The sequence below is a fragment of the Streptomyces sp. NBC_01341 genome, from assembly GCF_035946055.1.
In the GTDB taxonomy this organism is placed as follows: Bacteria; Actinomycetota; Actinomycetes; order Streptomycetales; family Streptomycetaceae; genus Streptomyces.
In genome coordinates, this window is the sequence record NZ_CP108364.1 from 797,132 (window position 1) to 817,487 (window position 20,356).

Annotated in this window: 14 protein-coding genes and 1 pseudogene; 8 read left to right on the forward strand and 7 right to left on the reverse strand. The window is 70.5% G+C overall.

Features of this window, described 5'->3' with window-relative positions; translation table 11 throughout:
- Positions 1 to 137: 137 nt before the first annotated feature.
- Positions 138 to 527 carry a hypothetical protein gene (locus tag OG206_RS03610; protein ID WP_327112077.1) on the forward strand — a complete coding sequence of 130 codons (390 nt, stop codon included), beginning with the start codon at positions 138 to 140 and terminating at the stop codon, positions 525 to 527.
- A gap of 235 nt (positions 528 to 762) precedes the next feature.
- On the opposite strand, the gene OG206_RS03615 is transcribed toward OG206_RS03610, so the two are convergent.
- Positions 763 to 1,902: a DUF1996 domain-containing protein gene (locus tag OG206_RS03615; protein ID WP_327112079.1), complete on the reverse strand. Its 1,140-nt coding sequence runs from the start codon at positions 1,900 to 1,902 to the stop codon at positions 763 to 765.
- A gap of 753 nt (positions 1,903 to 2,655) precedes the next feature.
- Positions 2,656 to 3,792, reverse strand: coding sequence for a S1 family peptidase (locus OG206_RS03620; protein ID WP_327122172.1), 1,137 nt, complete (start codon positions 3,790 to 3,792; stop codon positions 2,656 to 2,658).
- A gap of 518 nt (positions 3,793 to 4,310) precedes the next feature.
- Here OG206_RS03620 and OG206_RS03625 point away from each other — a divergent pair.
- Positions 4,311 to 4,958 (forward strand): HD domain-containing protein, encoded by a 648-nt coding sequence (locus OG206_RS03625; RefSeq protein WP_327112081.1) that lies wholly within the window; start codon positions 4,311 to 4,313, stop codon positions 4,956 to 4,958.
- 71 nt (positions 4,959 to 5,029) lie between these two features.
- Here OG206_RS03625 and OG206_RS03630 read toward each other — a convergent pair whose 3' ends face one another.
- Positions 5,030 to 6,532 carry a UDP-N-acetylmuramoyl-L-alanyl-D-glutamate--2,6-diaminopimelate ligase gene (locus OG206_RS03630; RefSeq protein ID WP_327112084.1) on the reverse strand — a complete coding sequence of 501 codons (1,503 nt, stop codon included), beginning with the start codon at positions 6,530 to 6,532 and terminating at the stop codon, positions 5,030 to 5,032.
- 503 nt (positions 6,533 to 7,035) lie between these two features.
- Here OG206_RS03630 and OG206_RS03635 point away from each other — a divergent pair.
- The 6 genes and pseudogenes from OG206_RS03635 (at position 7,036) to OG206_RS03660 (ending at position 14,737) form a co-directional block, all read left to right on the forward strand.
- Positions 7,036 to 7,494, forward strand: a complete 459-nt coding sequence (locus OG206_RS03635) for a DUF5709 domain-containing protein (protein ID WP_327112086.1) — start codon at positions 7,036 to 7,038, stop codon at positions 7,492 to 7,494.
- Positions 7,495 to 7,975: 481 nt separating this feature from the next.
- Entirely contained in the window at positions 7,976 to 9,820 is a 1,845-nt protein-coding gene (locus tag OG206_RS03640) for an ABC transporter ATP-binding protein (RefSeq protein WP_327112088.1), read from the forward strand.
- 420 nt (positions 9,821 to 10,240) lie between these two features.
- Positions 10,241 to 11,293, forward strand: a pseudogene (locus OG206_RS03645) (LLM class flavin-dependent oxidoreductase); the annotation flags it as partial.
- A 148-nt stretch (positions 11,294 to 11,441) separates the two neighbouring features.
- Positions 11,442 to 12,509: a Dyp-type peroxidase gene (locus OG206_RS03650; RefSeq protein ID WP_327112090.1), complete on the forward strand. Its 1,068-nt coding sequence runs from the start codon at positions 11,442 to 11,444 to the stop codon at positions 12,507 to 12,509.
- On the forward strand, positions 12,509 to 13,306 hold the full coding sequence (locus OG206_RS03655; protein ID WP_327112092.1) for a family 1 encapsulin nanocompartment shell protein: 798 nt from the start codon (positions 12,509 to 12,511) through the stop codon (positions 13,304 to 13,306). Before OG206_RS03650 ends, OG206_RS03655 begins: the two co-directional genes overlap by 1 nt.
- Before the next feature lie 138 nt (positions 13,307 to 13,444).
- Entirely contained in the window at positions 13,445 to 14,737 is a 1,293-nt protein-coding gene (locus tag OG206_RS03660) for a diaminopimelate decarboxylase (RefSeq protein WP_442805936.1), read from the forward strand.
- Positions 14,738 to 15,059: 322 nt separating this feature from the next.
- Here the strand turns inward: OG206_RS03660 and OG206_RS03665 are convergent, their stop codons facing one another.
- The 4 genes from OG206_RS03665 to OG206_RS03680 all read right to left on the reverse strand — a co-directional run bounded on the left by OG206_RS03665 (position 15,060) and on the right by OG206_RS03680 (position 20,343).
- A complete protein-coding gene (locus OG206_RS03665; RefSeq protein WP_327112096.1) occupies positions 15,060 to 15,416 on the reverse strand; it encodes a GNAT family N-acetyltransferase in 357 nt (118 codons plus the stop codon).
- Between the two features lie 34 nt (positions 15,417 to 15,450).
- Positions 15,451 to 15,876 carry an aspartate 1-decarboxylase gene (panD, locus tag OG206_RS03670; RefSeq protein ID WP_327112097.1) on the reverse strand — a complete coding sequence of 142 codons (426 nt, stop codon included), beginning with the start codon at positions 15,874 to 15,876 and terminating at the stop codon, positions 15,451 to 15,453.
- 785 nt (positions 15,877 to 16,661) lie between these two features.
- On the reverse strand, positions 16,662 to 18,809 hold the full coding sequence (locus OG206_RS03675; protein ID WP_327112099.1) for a family 43 glycosylhydrolase: 2,148 nt from the start codon (positions 18,807 to 18,809) through the stop codon (positions 16,662 to 16,664).
- Positions 18,810 to 18,891: 82 nt separating this feature from the next.
- Entirely contained in the window at positions 18,892 to 20,343 is a 1,452-nt protein-coding gene (locus tag OG206_RS03680) for an L-fucose/L-arabinose isomerase family protein (protein WP_327112101.1), read from the reverse strand.
- Positions 20,344 to 20,356 lie beyond the last annotated feature (13 nt).

The window sequence follows — 20,356 nt, forward strand, 5'->3', positions numbered from 1 at the left end:
CGAGCCCGCGCCCCCGGCCCAGCGGCCCCGACCGCTGGTGACCGGGGGCTCCGCCCTTCCGCGCACCGCCGGAAGCCGTTCGGGGGCACCATCCGCATGCGTGGGGGGCGGGAGGCCCCGGCACATATGCTCACCGTATGGAGCAGAGCGAAGTCCTCAAGCGAGTGATCGGCATCCTCACGGAGGCGGGCGAGATGCAGCGCCAGGCCGAGGAGGACACTGGCAGCGGCGACCTGGACGCGGGCGGAAGCATGGTGACGACCCTCCTCAACGAGACGATGCCGCACATCGCCGTTCCCTCCGACGCCAGCGTCGAGGAGATGGCGGTCCTGGTCGGGCGTGAGGTGGGCGGCGCCGTCGAGCAGCTCGTCGGCGCCTTCACCCTGGCGTTCATCGCGCTGGCACAGATCCACGACTCCGGGCAGCAGGACGTGACATCCGCCGATGTGCTCCAGGACCTGGCACTGCGGGCGGAGGAACTGAGCTCCGACGACGAGGGCCCCGACGGGGCCGAGGGGTCCGCCTGACCCGCGCGGCACGCCCGCACCGGCCCGCGTCGCCCCTGCACGAAGTCCGCGGCGGGCCAAGGAATTCTCTGGCCCGCCGCAGACTTCGCGGCCGCGCCGCCGGCGGGGAGTGGGACGGTGCGACAGGGCCGGTGCAGCCGACCGCCGGCTCCGCCGAGCCGCCAGCGGGGAGAGCGCTCTCCCCGCTGGGCGCGAATGATCCACGCCCAGCGGGGAGACCCGGAGGGTCCGGGAATCAGGGCAGTTCGTAGTTCGCGTTCAGCGCGGCCCCGGCGCCGGGGTTGTTCTGGTCATAGCCCCGGGCGTCGCACTGGAGCCCGCCCACGACGCAGTGGCGGACCATGGCGGCCAGCGTGGCGTCGTCCCAGGCGTTGAAGAAGTCGTAGTGGAAGGAGTGGCCGGTGCCGCTGGCCAGCCTCACCTGCGACATGTCGCCGTTGACCGGCCAGGCCATCTTGAACTCGATCATCGGCAGGGCGACCGGGTGACTGGCGGGGCACACGTCCTGGTTGGCGCCCATCACGATCGGATAGGCCATGTGGGCCTGGTGGTTCGGCGTGTCGAGGTGCGTGCCGTCCCAGCAACTGGGTGCCTGCATGCGCAGGTTGAGTTGCGTGTCCCGGCTCGTCGGGCAGGTGGCCGGGAACTCGAAGTTGCGGTAGCTCTCACCGCACTCGTAACCCTCGACCGTGCCCGGGTGGTCACGGAACTGGTCGACCGTCTGCGTCGGACTGCCGACGACGAAACGCAGCCCCTTGGGGAACGGCCGCACGGTCCGGTAGTCCGTGACGCCCGCCTTGTAGTAGATGGTCTGCGGACCGACCGGCCGCACTTCCTGGTTTCCGTTGTAGAGGGTCGGCATCCAGTACGCGGACCGGTCGCCCGGCGCCCTGCACACGGTGCCGCCCGCTCCGAGTGACGCGGTGGTGCTGTTCTCGTTCGTGGTGCTGTTCCCCATGAACGTGTGGTTGTGGGACTTGCCGGTCTGCCCCGGATAGACGATCGGGTCGACCGATCCGGTGTGGTTGACCGAGCAGTTCGCCTGGAACTCGTGGAAGTACCGGTGGGGCGGGATCTCGGTCGACGGCACCACCCCGGTGACCGGCGGGTTCGCCGGGATGTACCCGTCACCGTCGGGGTCGTCACCGGAGGGGACGGGAGCGGCCGCGGCCATGACGTGGCCCTGTACGTGCTGTCCCGAACCTCCCTGCGCGACCTGTGAGACGGCAACCGGTTCACCGGCTGCCGTCGGAGCACCACCGGGTGCTGTCGCGCCGGCGTCCGTGATCGCGGTGAGACCCATGACCACCAGGGCCAGGGCCGCGACGACGACGAGGGCGGACATCAGGGTGCTTCTGCTGAATCTTTCGGCCATGCGGACCTCCGTGCCGCTCTGCATCCGCGCACATCGGGTGCGCGGCGGGGGGAGAGTGGAGCTGGATGCTGCGTCGCGACGGAAGAGCCCTCAGGGGTGCGCCGCCGTGCGAGACCTGCCATGCGTGAACGCGCCTGGGGAGAACACGCGGGACGAGAACGTGCCCTGCGAATACTGCGGGAGAGCGCTCTCCCAGACGTTGCCAAGTGTTACGCCACTGCCGAGAACATGTCAAGAGTTGGTGAACGGGGCTCCCGCCGGGGGGCGTTCAGAGCGCCGCTCCCGCGGGCGAACGAGGGGACGGCAGGGGGAGGCCGGCGAGAGGGCGGCCGGGCATCGCCACCGGAAGCGCGGCGTCGGAGCATGGAGAACGATTCGCTCGGGATGTCCGACGATTCCGTACGGCACGGGGAGGCGTACGGGGCCCGGTCGCCGACCTCGGTGACGGCGTGGCCGGGGGGAACGCCCCACCGCTCGGAAGCCGCCCGCACAGGGGCGGCCGTTCGGCCCGCGTACTCGCCGGGGGTCCGCGCGGAGACGCAGCTCCGGCCCGCGCACTCGCCGGGGCGCGGTTGCGCAGACGTGCCGGTAGACGCCGGGCTCGACTTCCGACGTCACGGCACACCACGCCCCTGGCCCCGGTGGACGACGGAGCCGCCCGCACGCGGGTCTGCTGCGGCAGGGGGCCACCCTGCTGCCGCAGCAGACCGGTCACGCTCCGTCGGTCCGTCCGGAGCCGGCGGAGTTCTTGCGTCAGGCGGTGTGGAGGGTCAGCCCGTAGCGGTTGAGGATCTCGTTGATGGGCTGGTGCCACGTCTCGCCGCCGCCGCTGCAGTTGCCCCAGCCGCCGGAGGTGACACCCTGCGCCTGGTCACCGCTGATGAACGAGCCACCGGAGTCGCCCGGTTCGGCGCAGACGCTGGTCTTGGTCATCTGATGGACGGCGCCCTGGCTGTAGTTCACGGTCTCGTTCTTCGCGAGGACGCTGCCGCAGTGCCAGTGCGTGGTCGAACCGGAGCGGCAGACAGAGGCGCCGATGGGGGCTTCGTTCGAGCCGCGCACCAACTGGTCGGACACGGTGCCCCAGCCGAGGACCACCGGAACGGTCCACCAGCCGCTGCCGACGTTCACCCAGGCGTAGTCGTTGTCGGGGAACGACGACCCCTGGAAGTTGCCGATGGCCGAGCCGTCCCAGCCCCTGACGGCGCCACCCGCCTGGCCGCAGTGCCCTGCGGTGACGAAACCTCCATGCACCGAGAAGCCTATGGAACAGCGGACGTTGCCGGTGTAGTACGGGTCGCCGCCGACCGTTCCCGCGGCGAAGGTCCGGGGCGCCTCAGCGGTCCGCTCCACCGCGACGGGACCGGCTTCGCGGGCCTTCGCGACGAAGGCGCGGACATCGTTGTCACGTTCTTCGGACGCGACCACGTTGACCACGACCGTGTTCGCGCGGGGGTCGACGTGCCAACTGCTGATGCCCTGCGGTGCGGAGAGGGCGTCCAGCCGGCTCTTGACCGCGTCGAGTTGGCGCGCCGTGTGGTCGACCACCCGGACCTCGGCCCCCGTCGCCCGGACGGCACGCGCCGCGCCGCTGTCGGTTACCGCGACCGTCAGCCTGCCACTGCCGGAGTCGAACCAGGATCCGCCGTATGCCGCTCCGGCCGCGCCCCGCGCCGTGCCCTCCAGCGCCGTCGCCGCCTTCTCGGCGGTGAGCCGGGCCCGCGCCTGGCTTTTCGTCAGCCCGAGATCGCGCTGCATGGCTTCGATGATCCCCGCGGACGCCTGCGGTTCCGCGGAGGCCGAGGGGGAGTCCGCCGCGGAGGCCTGGGTGAGGCCGGCCGTCGCCCATGTACCGATGATGAGCAGTGCGGAGAGACCGGTCCGCACCATCGTCGTGTGTCTCAAGGGAGTTGCCCCTTCTGTTGTTCCAGCTTCGTGGGGGTGGAACAGGAAGCACCCCAGAGCCGTGAGAGCGCTCTCAGAGGTGCCACTACGGACTGTAGTCCAGTTCGATAGGCAGGTCCATGCCAATGACGTCAAGGGATTCGGCGGCCTTCTGCCCCTCGGGCGGGCGCTCAGGGCGAGAGCAGCGGAAGTCCCGCGGCGCTCCAGGGTGCACGAAGGACGCCCCCAGTCATCCGCGGGTGCCAGGACGTGCCCGGAACCCTCGAACCCGGGGCGGTGGTTGAGCGTGACGGCCACGACCCCGTGGTCGGCCAGGATCCGCGGTGGAGCCGAACACGTACGCGCCACCATGGATCCACACGAGCACGGGGAGCAGGTCGTCTCCGCCCGCACCCGCGAGGTGGATCCGCCGGGCGGCGTGCGGCCTGTCGGCCGGGGCGCGGCGTGCCCGTCGCCGATCCTGGGAGAGTCCGGATCATTCGCACAGGAAGCCCGGTGACACCATGCCGACCGATCCGCCTCCGGTAGCCGGCGTACACGCACCCGATACGAAGCTCGCGATCGAGGCGACCGAGCTGGTGCGGGACACGACCGACGACCTCGTCTACCACCACTCGCACCGCGTCTATCTGTTCGGCGCCCTGCGAGGGCGCGAGCGGGACCTCTCCTTCGACCCTGAACTACTGTACGTCGCCGCCCTGTTCCACGACCTCGGCCTCGGTGAGCGCTTCCGCTCCAGCGGCCGGCGCTTCGAGGTGGACAGCGCGGACGAGGCACGCCGCTTCCTCCGGTCCCACAGCGTTCCCGAGGACAGTGTGCGACGGGTGTGGACGGCCATCGCCCTCCACACCACTCCCGGGATCCCCGCCTTCATGGAGCCGGAGGTCGCCCTCGTGAGCGCCGGTGTGGAGTACGACGTCCTCGGCCTCGGCTACGGAGAGGTCTCCGACGCCGACCGCGCCGCGATCGTGGCACTCCACCCCCGGCCGGACTTCAAGCGGCGGATCCTCGCGGCGTTCACCGACGGCATCCGGCCCCGGCCGGAGACGACCTTCGGCAACGTCAAGGCCGACGTACTCCAGCACTACGTCCCCGGCTTCGAGCGCGGTGACTTCGTCCGCGCCATCCTCGATTCGCCGTGGCCGGAGTGAGCCGGGCACCGGGCCTGTGAGTGGACGCAGGATCCGCCGTTCTCGGCCCGCCGGCCGTACTCCACACGCACCTACCGCAGGGACGGGTGAGGCGGAGCCGGCGTGACGGTGGCGAGTTCCCGCACGGTGGCCATGTCGCTGAAGGGCAGCAGGGTGTCACCGACGATCTGGTAGGGCTCGCTGCCCTTCCCGGCGATCAGGACGACGTCCTCCGGGCCCGCCACCGAGAGCGCGAAGCCGATGGCCCGGCGGCGGTCCGCCAGGCGTTCGTACGGCGTGCCCGTCCCCTCGATGCCCGGTGCGACCTGGTCCAGGATCGCCTCGGGGTCCTCGTTGCGTGGATTGTCAGAGGTCAGGACGCACAGGTCCGAGTACGTCCCGGCGATCGTGCCCATCTCGGCCCGCTTCGTGGTGTCCCTGTCCCCGCCGCAGCCGAAGACGGTGATGACCTTGGCACGGGCGAAGCCGCGGATGGTGCCGAGCACCTTGTCCAGGGAGTCCGGGGAGTGCGCGTAGTCCACGATCACCGAAGTACCGCCGGTGGTCGTGACGCGTTCGAAGCGGCCCGGGATCTGCGGCATGCGTTCGAGCGCGGAGACCAGCCCGGCCAGATCGTGCCCGAGGAAGTGGCAGGCAGCCACCGTGGCCAGGGCGTTGGCGACGGAGAACCTGCCGGGGGCCGGGATGGCGGCGGGGTACTTACGGCCGGCGTGGTGGAGCGTGAAACGGGTTCCCGAGGCGTCCACGACCAGATCGGTGGCACGGTAGTCGGCCTCGGCGTCGAGGGCGTACGTGGCCACCGCACCTGGCATCATCGTCGCGATACGAGCCCCCACCGGGTCGTCGGCGTTGACCACGGCGTGCCGGCAGAGCCCCTGGAAGAGGCGGAGTTTGGCATCACGGTAGTTGTCCATCGTGCCGTGGTCGTCCAGGTGGTCCTGGCTCAGGTTCGTGAAGACCCCCACGTCGACGAAGGTGCGGTCGACCCGGTGGGTCAGCAGGCCCATCGATGTGGCCTCGAGTACCACGGTGCCGACCTCACGGTCTCGCATGCACCCCAGGAGGTACTGGAGGTCCGGGGACTCGGGGGTCGTCAGCACCGTGCGGGGCATGGGGATCAGTTCGTCGCCGATCCGGCTCCCGGCGGTCCCGATGACTCCGGCCCTCACGCCTTGCGAGATGCGCAGCACGGACTCGACCATGTACGAGACCGACGTCTTCCCGTTGGTGCCCGTGACAGCCACCACGTCCATGCGCCGCCCCGGTTCGCCGAAGTAGCGGGACGTGACGACGGCGGCTGTCGACCGGACGTCCGGCACCTGCACGACACAGGCACCTTCCACCGTACCCGGCAGCTCGTAGCCGTCCTCCACGATGACCGCCGCCGCGCCGCGGGCCAGGACGGGGGCGACCGTGCCCGGACCGCCTTCCAGGTGGCCGGGCACCGCGATGAACAGCGACCCCGGCACTGCCCGGTCCGCGTCGAAGGCGGTTCCCGCCGTGATGTGCGTTTCCCCGGGGTCGCCCTGAAGGATGCGGTGGTTCTGTCCGGCCAACAGCTCGCTCAGCTTCACGATGGTCCCTTCGAGGGTGGCTCGGGCCGTGATGCGGCCGTCGCCGGAGCGCGGCAACGGCGGTACGCCGAGCTGCGGTGGTGACGTAAGGCGGGTACGACGTCGACGCGGTGCGCGCGAGGAGGGCGCAGGGCACGGCGGACGGGCGGGGCGGGGTGGCCGGGGTGAGGTGAACCTCGGTAAGTCGCTAGCCGTGCCCGTGAAGGGCGGTACGGCGGCTTGCGAGCACACCGGGGGCGGCCTGGTGCAGGCACTTCCCACTGACGGCGGTGCGACTCATGTGGCCGAGTGTACGGCCGTAAGGGGGTACGGGATTCCGCTTCAGGGCCGGCCGGCCGCTCCCGGCCGACTCGCCGCCCGGCCCGGCGCCACTCACGTCATCGGCAATCGTTTTCGTTGTCATCCGAAACAGCGTCATCCGCGTGGGGAAACTGCTTCCGTTGCGCCTCCCGCCCGACCGGAGTGGAATGACGTAGAGGGGCACCCGGAGGAAGGGGCACGCCATGACCGTCAGCGACCGGGGGGACGACGTCTACCAGCCGCAGGAGCCGGAGGCCTCGGACCCCGATGACCTGCTGGACGTGGAGGACACCCTGGACACCTCCGGGATCACCGACGTCCTGGACGAGGGGTACTCCCCGCCCGAGCGGCCCTGGGCGGTCGACGACAAGGGCACGACGGCCGCGGAACAGCAGTCGGGCGAGTCCCTCGACAGCCGCTTGAACAGGGAGGTTCCGGAAACCTCGGACACAGGGGACGGCATCGGTGATCTCGAGGACGGAGACGGGGAGCCCTACGACCTCGAAGTCGGGACCGACCGGGCGGGCCGCCTCACGCAGGAGGGTGACGGGCACGTGGCCTCCACACTCACCGCGCAGGACGTGGGGATCGACGGCGCCGCGGCCTCGGCGGAGGAAGCCGCCATGCATCTGATCCCCGAGGAGGAGGATCTGTTCGGTTAGGACGGGGCCGGACCCTCGGACACGGCAGGCCGGGTCCTGACACCCCTGGGGCGCAGCACGCCCCCGACAGACCTTTTCCGGGCCTGAACCCCTGCAGCCGCTGCGGGAGGCGGCTCCGGGCCCTCCGCCCTCCGCGCGGCCGTCAGCGCTCCCGGCGCACCCGTACGCTCCCGGCGTGCCCCGTGGGACCGGAGCGAGCGCCGGGGGCGTTCCATGGCACGCGAGGACCCCGCGCGGACACGCCGGGGCGCGGCGCACGGGGTGGTGCGGGGGCTCGCGGGTAACGAGGCCGAAACCCACCGGTGCACCCCGAAAACACTTGGACGCCGGACGCACGGTCACGGAAGACTCTCTGCCCCGGACACCTCGCCGCGCACGCACCATGCGCGGATGTGCCCGGTGGTTCGCTGCGCCCCGGGGCGGAGGCCGGCCACCGTGGCGGGGCCCGGCGCAACTGCCCGCGCAACGACACGAGGTCGGCATGGGATCGCAGCACGCACAAGGCACCGGACCGGACAGGGGCCCGGTCCGGCTCGCACTCCGCCACTACCTGAACGAACTGTCCCGCCAACGAAACCTGTCCCTTCCGGCTCTCCTGCTCCCCGCACTGGGCAACATCGGGATCACCTACCTCGCTCCGCTGGTCGTCGCCAAGCTGGTGGGCCGGATCGCGGAGGACGGGGCCATCGGGTTGCACGACGCGCTCCCCTACGTCGGTGTGTTCGCCGGGGTCCTGCTCCTCGCGGAGACCCTGTGGAGGCTGGGTCTGCACTGCCTGAACCGGGTCGACGCCCGCGGCATCGAGCACCTGTACGTCACCGGCATGGACGCACTGTTCGCCAAGGACGCGTCGTTCTACCAGGACAACTTCGCCGGCTCGCTGACCAAGCGGGTGCTGAGTTTCGCCGCCCGCTTCGAGGAGTTCGTCGATACGCTGACCTTCAACGTCGTGGGGAGCCTGGCCCCGCTGCTGTTCGGCACGGTGATCCTCTGGCACTACGACCCTCTGCTGGTCGCCGGCCTGCTGACGATGATCGTCCTGACAGCGTTCTGCGCCGCACCTCTCATCCGTCGTCGTCAGCAACTGGTCAACGAACGCGAGGAGGCCATCGCACGGGTCTCGGGGCACGTGTCCGACGCCCTGATGAACATGGACACCGTGCGCGCGTTCGCCGCCGAGGAGCGGGAAGCCGCCGAACACCGGTCCCGGGTCGCGGAGTCACGCAGACTGACACTGCGCTCGTGGGACTACGGCAACCTCCGTATCGACACGCTGGTCGCCCCCATGTCGGTGCTGACGAACGGTCTCGGCCTGCTCCTCGCCGTCTCCTTCGGAGCGGGCGGGGGAAGCGTGGAGGCGATCGTGGTCGCGTTCACCTACTACACCGGTTCGACGCGCATCATGTTCGAGTTCAACCAGATCTACCGTCGGCTCGAAAGCTCGATGACGGAGGCCGCGCAGTTCACCGAGCTGCTCGTCGAACCGCCCACCGTGCTCGATCCGCCGGTCCCCGAGGCGGTCCGTCCGGGATCCGCCGACGTTCGCTTCGAGCACGTCGGCTTCGCACACACGGGGAGCCGGCCGATCTTCGAGGGGCTCGACCTGGACGTACCCAGTGGCACGAGGCTCGGCCTCGTCGGACGCTCCGGCGGCGGCAAGACCACGCTCACGCGGCTGCTCCTGCGCATGGCCGACGTCCAGTCGGGCCGCATCCTGATCGGGGGTCAGGACATCAGCCGGATGCGCCAGTCAGACCTGCGGAGCCTGATCGCGTACGTACCCCAGGAACCGGCGATGTTCCACCGCACGCTGCGCGAGAACATCCTGTTCGCACGTCCGGGAGCCACCGACGCGGAGATCCGGGCCGCTGCCGACGCGGCGCACGTCACCGAGTTCGCCGATCAGCTCCCCCAGGGCTTCGACACGATGGTCGGGGAGCGCGGCGTCAAGCTGTCCGGCGGGCAGCGCCAGCGCGTCGCTCTCGCCAGGGCGATCCTGCGTGACGCTCCCGTCCTGCTGCTGGACGAGGCGACGAGCGCGCTGGACTCGGAGAGCGAGACCCTCGTCCAGCAGGCCCTGTGGCAGCTCATGGAGGGCCGGACCGCACTGGTGGTCGCCCACCGGCTGAGCACGGTCGCGGCGATGGACCACCTCATCGTCCTCGACCACGGCAGCATCGTCGAGGAGGGCACGCACCATGAACTGCTGCTCACCGACGGCGCCTACGCCAAACTCTGGCACCACCAGTCCGGCGGCTTCCTCGTCGAGACGGCCACCACGGTTCAGCCGGCCGCAGCGTCCCCCGAGGGCCCCGGGGTTCGTTGACAATCCGGACGATCACACCGAGACTCGACCGCATGACCGAGGTTCAGCCCCTTCCCAGCGAGCGCTGTCCCGACCTCGTCCGCGCCTTCGGCGCCGGGTGTTGACCTTCACCCCACCCCTCCACGCGCCTCCGCCCGTCCGCTTCACGGTCGCGTCCTGACCGTTCACGCCGACGTGCCGGCCGCCGGCTGGTCGCGCGGCGCGTCCAGCCCCGTATGCCGCCGTCCCTGACCGGACGCGGTACGGCAACGCCTCCCCGCGCAGCGGTCCGGGCACGGGCAGGAACCGCCCCCTGCCTCCTCGGCACCAACGGCCCGGTCCGTCGCTCCCGGTCCGGGCGATCAGTGATCGGAAGACACGACGAGCCCGAAGTTCCTCTGGTACGTCCCCAACACCGTCGAGCCGGGTCACCGCGGCGATCACACGGCGTCCGGCTGGGGGTCCGTCGAGTACTCCACCGACCTCGCCCGCGCGGCGGAGGCGCACGGCTGGAGCGGTGCCCTGATCGGCACCGGGTGGGGACGGCCGGACACCTTCACCGTCGCCACCGCCCTGGCGGCCCGGACCACGGCGTTCGAACCGTTGATCGCGGTCCGCCCGGGCTACTGGCAGCCCGCGCAGCTCGCCGGTGCGGCGGCCACCCTCGACCAGCTGAGCCGGGGGCGCGTCCTCCTCAACATCGTCAGCGGACAGGACAACCTGGGTGCGTACGGCGACACCAACGTCGATCCCGCGGCGCGCTACGCCCGCACCGAGGAGTTCATGCATCTGCTGCGGCGCCTGTGGACGGAGGAGAACGTCACGTACACCGGTGAGTACTTCCAGGTCACCGCCTCCACCGTGGCACCGCGCCCCTACGTGAACGGCGACCGGCACCACCCCACGCTCTACTTCGGCGGCGCGTCCCCGGCCGCCGAACGCGTGTCGGCGGCCGAGGCGGACGTCCAGCTCTTCTGGGGTGAGCCCCTCGACGGGATCGCCGAACGCGTCGACCGGCTGAAGGCGTTGAGCGAGCACGTCGGCCGCCGTCACCGACCGCTGGAGTTCGGTCTGCGGATCACCACACTGGTGCGTGACTCCGCCGAGGAGGCGTGGCGGGCGGCGGAGGCGAAAGTGGCGGAGATGGCCCGCACGGACGGGGTCCACTGGGCCCCGAACCAGCGGGACGCGATCGGGCAGCAGCGGCTCCTCGGCCTCGCCGCCCGGGGCGAGGTGCTCGACACCTGCCTCTACACCACCCCCGGCAGGTTCGGTGGCGGCGGAGCAGCGGCCACCTGGCTGGTGGGCTCCCCGGACGAGGTGGCCGCCGCGCTGGTGAACTACCGCAAGCTCGGGGTCACCCACTTCGTCCTGTCCGACACCCCCCACAAGCAGGAGATCGCACGCATCGGCGGGCACCTGCTCCCCAGGCTCCGCGAACCGTCCGCCCAGGGGGTGCCGCACCAGCCGTCGGACGGATCCGGAAGGACGTGATCCCGTCCGCGCGGCGGCCCCGTACGCCGACGGGAGGGCACGAACCGCAGGGGGGGGCGTCGCCCGGCCGGACCGGCGTGGGATGCGGCGGGAGCCGTGGTGTGGATAAGTGGCAGGGAGTCCCGTCCACCACCCACGGAGTGCGCGCATGTCCCAGGCAGTACCGGACCCCGTCGCGGTCCAGCCCGTCGTCGCACCGCTGACCAGCGCCGCACTGGTCCTGGTCGCGACGATCGAGCCGGGCGGCGAGCCGGCCGTACGGGACGTCCTGCCGGACCTCGCGGCGTTCGCCCGGTCGGTCGGCTTCCGGGTTCCGAGCGCGGGCCTCGCGTGTGTGACGGGCTTCGGCTCGGACGCCTGGGACCGCCTCTTCGCCGGTCCGAGGCCGGCCCATCTCCACCCGTTCCAGGAGTTGCGGGGTCCGCTGCACCGTGCACCGGCCACGCCGGGTGATCTGCTGTTCCACGTACGGGCGGAGCGGATGGACGTCTGCTACGAGTGGGCCTCGCACCTCCTCGACCGGCTCCGGGGCGCCGTGAAGGTCGTCGACGAGGTCCACGGCTTCCGCTACTTCGACCATCGCGACCTGCTCGGCTTCGTCGACGGTACGGAGAACCCGGTGGGCGACGACGCCCGGATGGCGGCCGTCGTCGGACCCGAGGACCCCGACTTCGAAGGGGGCAGTTATGTCGTCGTGCAGAAGTACATCCACGACCTGCCCGGATGGAACCGGATCAGCACGGAGGAGCAGGAACGGATCATCGGACGCACCAAGTTCTCCGACATCGAGCTCGCCGACGACGTCAAACCGGCTGATTCGCACGTCGCCCTGAACACCATCACGGACGCCGACGGCACCGAACACGACATCCTGCGCGCCAACATGCCCTTCGGCAGCTTCGAACAGGGCGAGTTCGGGACGTACTTCATCGGATACGCCGCCGACCCGGGCGTCACCGAACAGATGCTCCGCAACATGTTCCTGGGCAGCCCACCAGGTACCCACGACCGCATTCTCGACTTCTCGACCGCCGTCACCGGCACCCTCTTCCACGCCCCCAGCGCCGACTTCCTCGACGCCCCTCCCCCACCGCCCTCACCCACGGCGGCCGCGGCCGCTCCCGAGCCGCAGACCGCCGAGTCACGGCCCGTGGACCCGACGGTGGTGCGGGACGGTTCGCTGCGCATCGGCAGCCTGCAAGAAAGCGCCCCGTGATGAACAACCTCCACCGTGAACTCGCCCCCGTCACCGAAGCCGCCTGGGTTCAGATCGAGGAGGAGGCCCGGCGCACGTTCAGCCGGCATGTCGCGGCCCGCCGGGTCGTGGACGTGACCGATCCGCAGGGGCCGGAGTTCTCGGCCGTCGGTGACGGGCACCTGCGCGACATCGACCCGCCCACCCCCGATGTGATCGCCCACGCCCGCACCGCGACCCCGGTCATCGAGTGGCGGGTGCCGTTCACCGTCTCCAGGGCGGCCGTCGACGACGTCGAACGCGGCTCCGAGGACAGTGACTGGCAGCCCGTCAAGGACGGTGCGCGGACCTGCGCGTTCGCCGAGGACATGGCCGTCATCGACGGGTACGCGGCCGCGGGTATCACCGGACTGCGCGACGGTTCCTCGCACAGCCCGCTGCCGTTGCCCGCGGACGCTCGCGACTACCCGGCCACGGTGAGCCAGGCGCTGACCAGGCTGCGGCTCGCCGGCGTCGACGGACCGTACCGGCTGCTGCTCGGCGCCGAGGCGTTCACCGAGGCGACCGAGACCTCCGACCACGGTTACCCGGTGGCGACCCACCTGGCCCGGATCCTGGAGGACCCGATCCTGTGGGCGCCCGCCGTGTCGGGCGGTGTGCTGCTGTCCACCCGGGGCGGTGACTTCGAACTGTGCCTGGGCCAGGACCTCTCCATCGGATATCTGGATCACGACGCGAGGAACATCCGTCTCTACTTCCAACAGGCGTTCACCTTCCGGATGCTGACCCCGGAGGCAGTCGTCCCGCTCATCGCCTGAGCACGCAGGCCGACCCGGGAGGCTCCCATGGACGAGACCCGCCGTACGCCGCCGCACCCCGCGCCGGCCCGGGGCGCTGTCCACGCACAGCGCTCGGCGAGGTTCGCCGAGGCCCTACGCCTGGCCGTCGCGGAGGGGATGCTCGGTGAGACGCGGCCCCTCGCGGGCTTCCTCGACGCGGACGGGGTGCGCGCCTCGGTCGCCTCGTTGCGGGAGGCGTTCGCGGCGGAGCCTCGCGTGCGCGTGCTGCACACCTTCGCCGCCAAGGCCGCCTCCTTGATCCCCGTGCTGCGGCTGCTCGCCGACTGCGGCATGGGGTGCGAGGTGGCCGGGCCGGGCGAACTGCGGCTTGCGTTCGAGGCCGGTTTCCCTCCCGAACGGATCGTCCTCGACTCGCCCGCGAAGACCCGCGACGAACTGCGGCTGGCTCTGGCTCTCGGGGTCGCGGTGAACGCGGACAGCTTCGGCGAGATCCGCCGCATCGACGGGCTCCGCTCCTCCGGCTCGGCCTCCGTCCTCGGGCTGCGGGTGAATCCTCAGGTCGGGGGCGGTTCCATCGGTGCCATGAGCACGGCGACGCCGACGTCGAAGTTCGGCGTGGCACTGCGCGACCCCGGCGCCCGCGAGCAGGTCGTGCGCACGTTCACCGAGCGGCCCTGGCTGACCCGGCTGCACGCCCACGTCGGATCCCAGGGGTGCCCCCTGGAGCTCATCGCGGCGGGGATCGCCGAGACGTACGCCCTGGCCGAGGAGATCAACGGCGGGCTGGGCACGCGCCGGATCACCGGGATCGACATCGGGGGCGGGCTGCCCGTCAACTTCGACGACGACGAGACCCGGCCGCTGTTCGCCGAGTACGTCGCGGCGCTCCGCACGGCCGTTCCCGGGCTCTTCGACGGGCGGTACGACCTGGTCACCGAGTTCGGCAGGTCCCTGCTCGCCAAGAACGGCTTCATCGGCGCCCGCGTGGAGTACACGAAGGACGCGGGCGGGCGCCGTGTCGCGCTCACCCACGCGGGAGCGCAGATCGCCACCCGGACCGTCCTGATGCCCGACGCCTGGCCGCTCAGGGTCGGCGCGTTCGACGCGGAGGGCCACCCCCGGAACGGTCCGGTGATGGTCCAGGACATCGCGGGACCGTGCTGCTTCGCCGGGGACGTGGTGGCCCACGCCCGGGAACTGCCGGAACTCCGGGAGGGCGACTTCGTGGCGCTCTACGACACGGGGGCGTACTACTTCTCCACCCCGTGGGCGTACAACAGTCTCCCCCGGCCGGCCGTGTACGGCTTCGCCGGGGAACCCGGCGCCCTGCGCTTCGCGCCGGTGCGCGACGCGCAGTCCCTGGACTCGGTGGCGGCGGAGAGCGGCCTGGGGCACGCCGAGGCGCTGACCGCGCTCTTCGGGCCGCCCGAGGACCCCCGGGCGGGCTAGCCCGCGGGCTGGGGCGAGGGCTCCGGTTCGGGCACCGGGTCGGGATTGGGGCCCGGCGGCTGCGGGATCGGGTCCGGCGCGGGACCGGGCGGGACCGGGCCCGGCGGCACCGGCGGCGGGGAAGGGACCGGTGTGGGCGGCCCAGGCACGGGCGGGGGCGTCGGCCCGGGCGGTACGGGATCGGGATACGGGTGCGTCATGTCGTGCCTCCAAGTGCATCGGACAGGACGAGTGGATCTCCTCTCCACCGTCTCCCCGTGCGGCTGCCCTCGCCTGCCGAGTCCACACGTACACGACGTCGGACTGTGCCCGGCCGGCTGCCTCAGAACAGCTCCGGGTGCGCTCCGAGCTGTAGCCCGGCGCTCCGCACGAGCTCCTCGGAGACCTGCGGAGCCTGATCGGGGTGGCGCCGGGCCCATTCGGCGGCGTAGGGGCAGAGCGGCACGACGGGCACCCCTTCACGGGCCGCCATCGAGTAGAACTCACGCACGAGGGCACCGGCGATGCCTCGGCCCTCGTGTTCCGGCTCCACGACGGTGTGCACGGCCACGAGGGCACCGGGCCCGGCGTCCATCACGAAGTACGCGACGACCCCGGCGGCGGCACCATCGAGGTAGGCCACCAGTTTCCCGCTCTCCCGGTCGTCCCGGATGTCGACTGCGGCATGCTGTGCTGCCATGGCGGGTGCTCCTCGCTGCTGCGCGCGGGGCGGGTCAGCTCCGTGCGGGAACGGCGTGCGGACTGCGCTCGGTGCCTGTGCCCGGCACCGGCGCCGACGCGTCGGCGCCCAGTTCGATGATGCGGTTCCGGGCGTCCACATGCACGACACTCGGCACCAGCGCACGCGCCTCGGCGTCGTCGACCTGGGCGTAGCTGATGAGGATGACCAGGTCACCGGGGTGCACGAGGTGGGCGGCGGCGCCGTTGATCCCGATGACGCCCGAGCCGCGCTCCCCCTCGATGACGTAGGTCTCGAGCCGCGAACCGTTGTCTATGTCCACGATATGCACCAGCTCGCCCGGAAGCAGGTCGGCGGCGTCCATCAAATCGGCATCGATGGTCACGGAACCCACGTAGTGCAGGTCGGCCTGGGTGACGGTGGCCCGGTGAATCTTGGACTTGAACATCGTACGCAGCACTTTGGACTCCTCTGAGACGGCTCCCTGCCCGCTTCTTGCAGGTCAAGGGCGGTATCGACTGTACACCGGCACGCGCCGAACGATGTTTGTGAGGAACATCGCCCCGGTCAGGCGATACGAGCCCTCACCTGGGCTTTCATGCCGTCACCGACGCCTGTTCATGCAATCCTCCGGGAATGCCCGGCGACTCATGCTGAGCGAACGCCGACTTACCTGATGGGCCATCAGGCATGCGGGAGCCCCCTCCACACACACTGACGACCTGCGTCCACGCGTCACCCACCTGTCGGGAACCGGCATCGCCCAGGTTCATGGAACACAGTCCGTTCGGCCATCGCCCGGTCGACGCTCGACCGTCCCAGAAGTGCTGCCTGCCGTCTGCCCGAGGCCCCTCGGCAATGTGGAACTCGCGAGCCGGAGGCTCGGTACGAACCGAGCAGGCCGGCGACGCACGGACCACTTCGGCCCTGAGAGCGGAAGCGGGTACGGACCCGGCTGCCGGCGTCCCGGCGGCTGGAACCAGTCGTCAACAGGTCGCCATCAACACCCGCCAGCACCGCGCCAGCCTGGGGCAAGGGACCCCGCTGCTCTCCGGACACCGCATCATGTGCGAGGCAACCAGCCCCAGCCACGCCGTCGGCCAGGGCTGGGGCTGGCGGCCGCCCGGCCCCCAGCAAGGGCGTGGGAACGGCGTGTGAGCAGTACCCGGCTATGCGACCTGAGCAAGATCGACACCAGCGCTCCGGCCTGACGTTTTCAGGGGCCCCCGTCTCAGTGGCGCGCCATCACGAGACGTCGGCCTCGACGTGCAGCACACGGCCGGGCTCCGCGGTCCAGTTCTCGCCACCGTCGTGGCTGATCAGGGCCCGACCCCCCTCGTAGGGCGTAGTGTCGCTGTAGGCGATGCCGTAGGCGCCCTGTGTCGTAGCGGACCGAACCACCAGCGCGAATCGGTCACCGGCGTGGACCTGCAACGGCCGATCGAGCTTCAACTCGGCCCATTGCGCGGCCCATGAGACCTCATCGGCGGGGATTTCCACGGAGGCCACGGTGGCGCCACCGCCGTCGGCCCCGGTGCGGCGCAGGTCGAGGACGAGCGGCGCGTTCGGGTGCCCGGACTGGAAGGTGGTGAAGCGCACCGCCCGCAGTCGCCCGGCGCCCGGCAACGTGATCTCCTGCGCGCGTTCGAGACCACCCGCGACGTCCCAGTGGGTGCGATAGCCGGCGTCTCCGGTCTCCACCGCGTGGGGTCGCTTCTGCGCGCTATAAGGGCGGACCGGCACGGTTACGTCGTAGGACCGGCCGCACTCGATGGGCCGGATGGAGCCGTCCCCGTTGAACTCCAGGGGCTGCCAGTAGTGCTTGGCGAGCGCCTCGTTCGCCTTCGCATTCATCCACACGTCCGACTGGTAGAGGTACATAGTGCCGGAACCGGTCTTGAGCGGCAGGACGTCCGTCGGCTGACCACCGCACGAGGTCGTGGTGATGTTGGTCCCGGTGATGGTCGACGCCGGGCGGTCCCACTTTTCCAGCCCGCCGGAGAGGTCATCGGACAGCAGCACCGTTCCGTCAGCCGCGGTGACGGTGACGTCGTCGATGCGCGCCTTCTCGCCGTCGCCCTGGCTCTCGCGGAATCCAACGCGACCGTGGTCGCTCGTGGTGTCCTCGGTGGTGTCTACCAGTTGGCCATCGATCCGGGTCTCGATTCGCGAGCCCTTGACGGTGATCTTCACATCGTAGGACTGGCCGGTGACGATCGGCATGGGCAGCTTCTCGGTCGTAGCCGGCTTGCCCGGCACCAACTTGGTGAGGTTGCCACCGGTCGCTCCGTCGTGGGGGTAGTTGCCGATGAGCCACTGGTAACTGCCCGCGGCTGATCCGCGCACGACGAGACCGACCTGCGCGTAGTCGCCCTTCTCAGCCCGCTGCGGCGTGACCTTGGCCTCGAAGGAGTAGTCCCGCCAGGCCTCGCCCCCGCGGCTCAGACCAATGTCACCACCCTCGATGTTCAGCATCCCGTCGGAGACCGACCAGGCGTCGCGGCTGGTGCCCGTCCCCGACCACGGCCCGAGCGGCGTGGGCGCCGTGACGTAGCCGGTGCCGGTGGTCGCGTACCCACGGTTGGGGTCGGAGTAGGTGAGGTAGTAGGTGCCCCCACGCTCGAAGATCGTCGGGGCCTCGGTCGAGCGTAGATTCGTTCGGGTCCAGTCGCCGGTGCCTGTTGTGTATGTGTCGTCAAGGCGCTCGACGATGATGTCGCCGCCCCGGGTCCAGTCGGTGAATGAGAGGTAGGCGGTCCCGTCGTGGTCGACGAAGACGTGCTGATCGCCGTAGTTCACGCCGCCGGGCGCACCTTCGGGGGCCGCGAGGTCCGGCACGTCCATCTCCTTGAACCCGTGGGTCGGGTGGTCGGAGGTGAAAACGTGGTAGCCGACGCCGTTGTCGTAGGAATTGATCCAGAGCACGTACTTCCGGGTCTTCTTGTTGAACACGACGTGGGGGCGGTAGCAGCCGTAGGTGCCGCCGTCGCACTGCTTCTGCCAGGTCTTCGTGGAGGCGTCGAACAGCGGGCCGCGCGGAGTCCAGTGCACCAGGTCGGGCGAGCTGTAGGAGACGAAGCCGCAGAAAGGAGCCCCAGGGGTGTTCCACTCGTACCCGCAGCCGTAGCTGGTGCCGTAGAGGTAGTAGGTATCGCCGAAGCGCTGGATCTGGCCGTCGTGGGCGTCGATGGCGTTGCCGTTGACGTCGAATCGGATGGCGGGGTTCCCGTCGGCGTCCTGGTTCACCAAGGTGACTGTGCTTTCGCCGGGCCCCGCACTGGGCTTGCCCCAATCAACTGGAGCTGCATAGGTCGCCTGCGTCGCGGAGAGCGCCAGAATGAGGGGCAGCCCGAGCCCGGCCAGCCGCCTTCGAAATTGCGTGGTCTTCGTCATGTCATTCCTCCCGGAGGTCAGATCAGAAGCAGCAGAATTGCCGGACTCACTCGGAAGCGTCGGCGTCGTACCTGCTCGGCCGTCAGACGGTGACCCGGACGAACGGCAATCCGAGCAGATCGGCGACGGCCTGGAGATCCTTGGCGCGGTGTCCGACGCACAGGGCCCAGTGGTGGCCGATGCCCGACGCACTCCAGGCGTCGGTCCATTCGCCGGGATCGCAGCCGAAGTCCACGCGGGAGGTGGTGTTGCCAATCTCCAGCAGCGGGCCGGGAACGACCTCGCCCTCCGAGGCGATCACCATGTAGGTGCCGTCCGCGTCCTGTCCGAGTCCGAACGTGGTGACGGGGCCGTGTCGTACGTCGAACTCCACGCTCACGCCCCAGCCGCGCTTGCCGTGGTAGACGCCGAGGCCGCGCAGCAACGGGTCGGCGCTGCTGATGGCGAGGTGGGCGGGACCGTCGTGGCCCATCTCGACGACGCCGTCGTCGAAGTTCAGTGCCTGGAGTTCGGTGAACGAGCCGCCCGCACCGAGCCGGTCGGCCATGAGCATGGCCAGGCTGGTGCGCAGCTCGTACTCACCGGCCACGGGGATGCCGCGCGCGGTGAGCAGTGAGGCACCGAGGATCATCCCCGCCCCCAGGCGTTCGTGGAGTTCACCGTCGAGGCCGCGGTGGTAGTAGGCGAGGGAGTCAAGGGCGAAGTCGTCGACCAGGCGGTCCAAACCGACTGAGACCTTGGCGCCCCAGCGCAAGTCCTCCTCGTCGACGGATGTGTCGAGCGTGAACACGTCACGGGCCAGGGCGACGCGCTCGTCGACCTGCTGCTCGGTGATCTCGGCGACGCGGACCCGCAGGTCGTCGACTTCGAGGACCTCCACGTGCGAGCCGAATTGGGCCGAGACGAGGGTGAGGTCGGTGGAGACATCGAGCATGCCGGGGTAGAGGTGCCCCATCAGGCCGTGCCGTCCGTGCCGCATAGCGGCGCGCACACCGGCGGCGCGGATCCAGCGCTCGATGCGGATCCAGGCGTTTTCGTCCTGCAGATGGCCGGAGACCGACCGGAAGGGGATACGAGCCCGGCGGAAGACGTTGGCGATCTCAGGCAGCGGGCACTGGCCGCAGTAGGCGAGCCACTTGCCGGTGTCGAACGTGGCGTGGTCCATCGACGCGGTCGGCTGCAGATCGATGAGCAGCACTGGAGCCTGGCTGCGCTGGGCAACCGGCAGGACCATGGAAGCAGTCAGGTAGGTCGTGAGGAACGTGACGATCAGGTCGCAGTCGGCGGTGCGCAGCTTGTCGGCGGCGTGGGCAGCCTCCTGCGGGTCGGATACGAAGCCGACGTCGACGACCTCGCATCCCATGCCGGAGAACCGTTCGCTGACTTCGCGGGCCGAGTGCTGCAGTTGCTCCAGAAGGCCCGGGAACTGAGGCCAGTACGCGCCGAGTCCGCCGGCGACGAGGCCGATCCGGGTCTTGCGCGGGATCGTGCGGGGAAGCCCCGCTTCAGCCGGTGCGGGGGTCTCCGTGGTCACGGTTCGGCTCCTT

Excerpts from the sequence above, each read along its gene's own strand:
- OG206_RS03620 (WP_327122172.1), bottom strand. The coding sequence starts at position 3,792 with ATGGTGCGGACCGGTCTCTCCGCACTGCTCATCATCGGTACATGGGCG.
- OG206_RS03675 (WP_327112099.1), bottom strand. The coding sequence starts at position 18,809 with ATGACGAAGACCACGCAATTTCGAAGGCGGCTGGCCGGGCTCGGGCTG.
- OG206_RS03625 (WP_327112081.1), top strand. The coding sequence starts at position 4,311 with ATGCCGACCGATCCGCCTCCGGTAGCCGGCGTACACGCACCCGATACG.
- OG206_RS03650 (WP_327112090.1), top strand. The coding sequence starts at position 11,442 with ATGTCCCAGGCAGTACCGGACCCCGTCGCGGTCCAGCCCGTCGTCGCA.
- OG206_RS03610 (WP_327112077.1), top strand. The coding sequence starts at position 138 with ATGGAGCAGAGCGAAGTCCTCAAGCGAGTGATCGGCATCCTCACGGAG.
- OG206_RS03665 (WP_327112096.1), bottom strand. The coding sequence starts at position 15,416 with ATGGCAGCACAGCATGCCGCAGTCGACATCCGGGACGACCGGGAGAGC.
- OG206_RS03635 (WP_327112086.1), top strand. The coding sequence starts at position 7,036 with ATGACCGTCAGCGACCGGGGGGACGACGTCTACCAGCCGCAGGAGCCG.
- OG206_RS03640 (WP_327112088.1), top strand. The coding sequence starts at position 7,976 with ATGGGATCGCAGCACGCACAAGGCACCGGACCGGACAGGGGCCCGGTC.
- OG206_RS03615 (WP_327112079.1), bottom strand. The coding sequence starts at position 1,902 with ATGGCCGAAAGATTCAGCAGAAGCACCCTGATGTCCGCCCTCGTCGTC.
- OG206_RS03655 (WP_327112092.1), top strand. The coding sequence starts at position 12,509 with ATGAACAACCTCCACCGTGAACTCGCCCCCGTCACCGAAGCCGCCTGG.
- OG206_RS03660 (WP_442805936.1), top strand. The coding sequence starts at position 13,445 with ATGCTCGGTGAGACGCGGCCCCTCGCGGGCTTCCTCGACGCGGACGGG.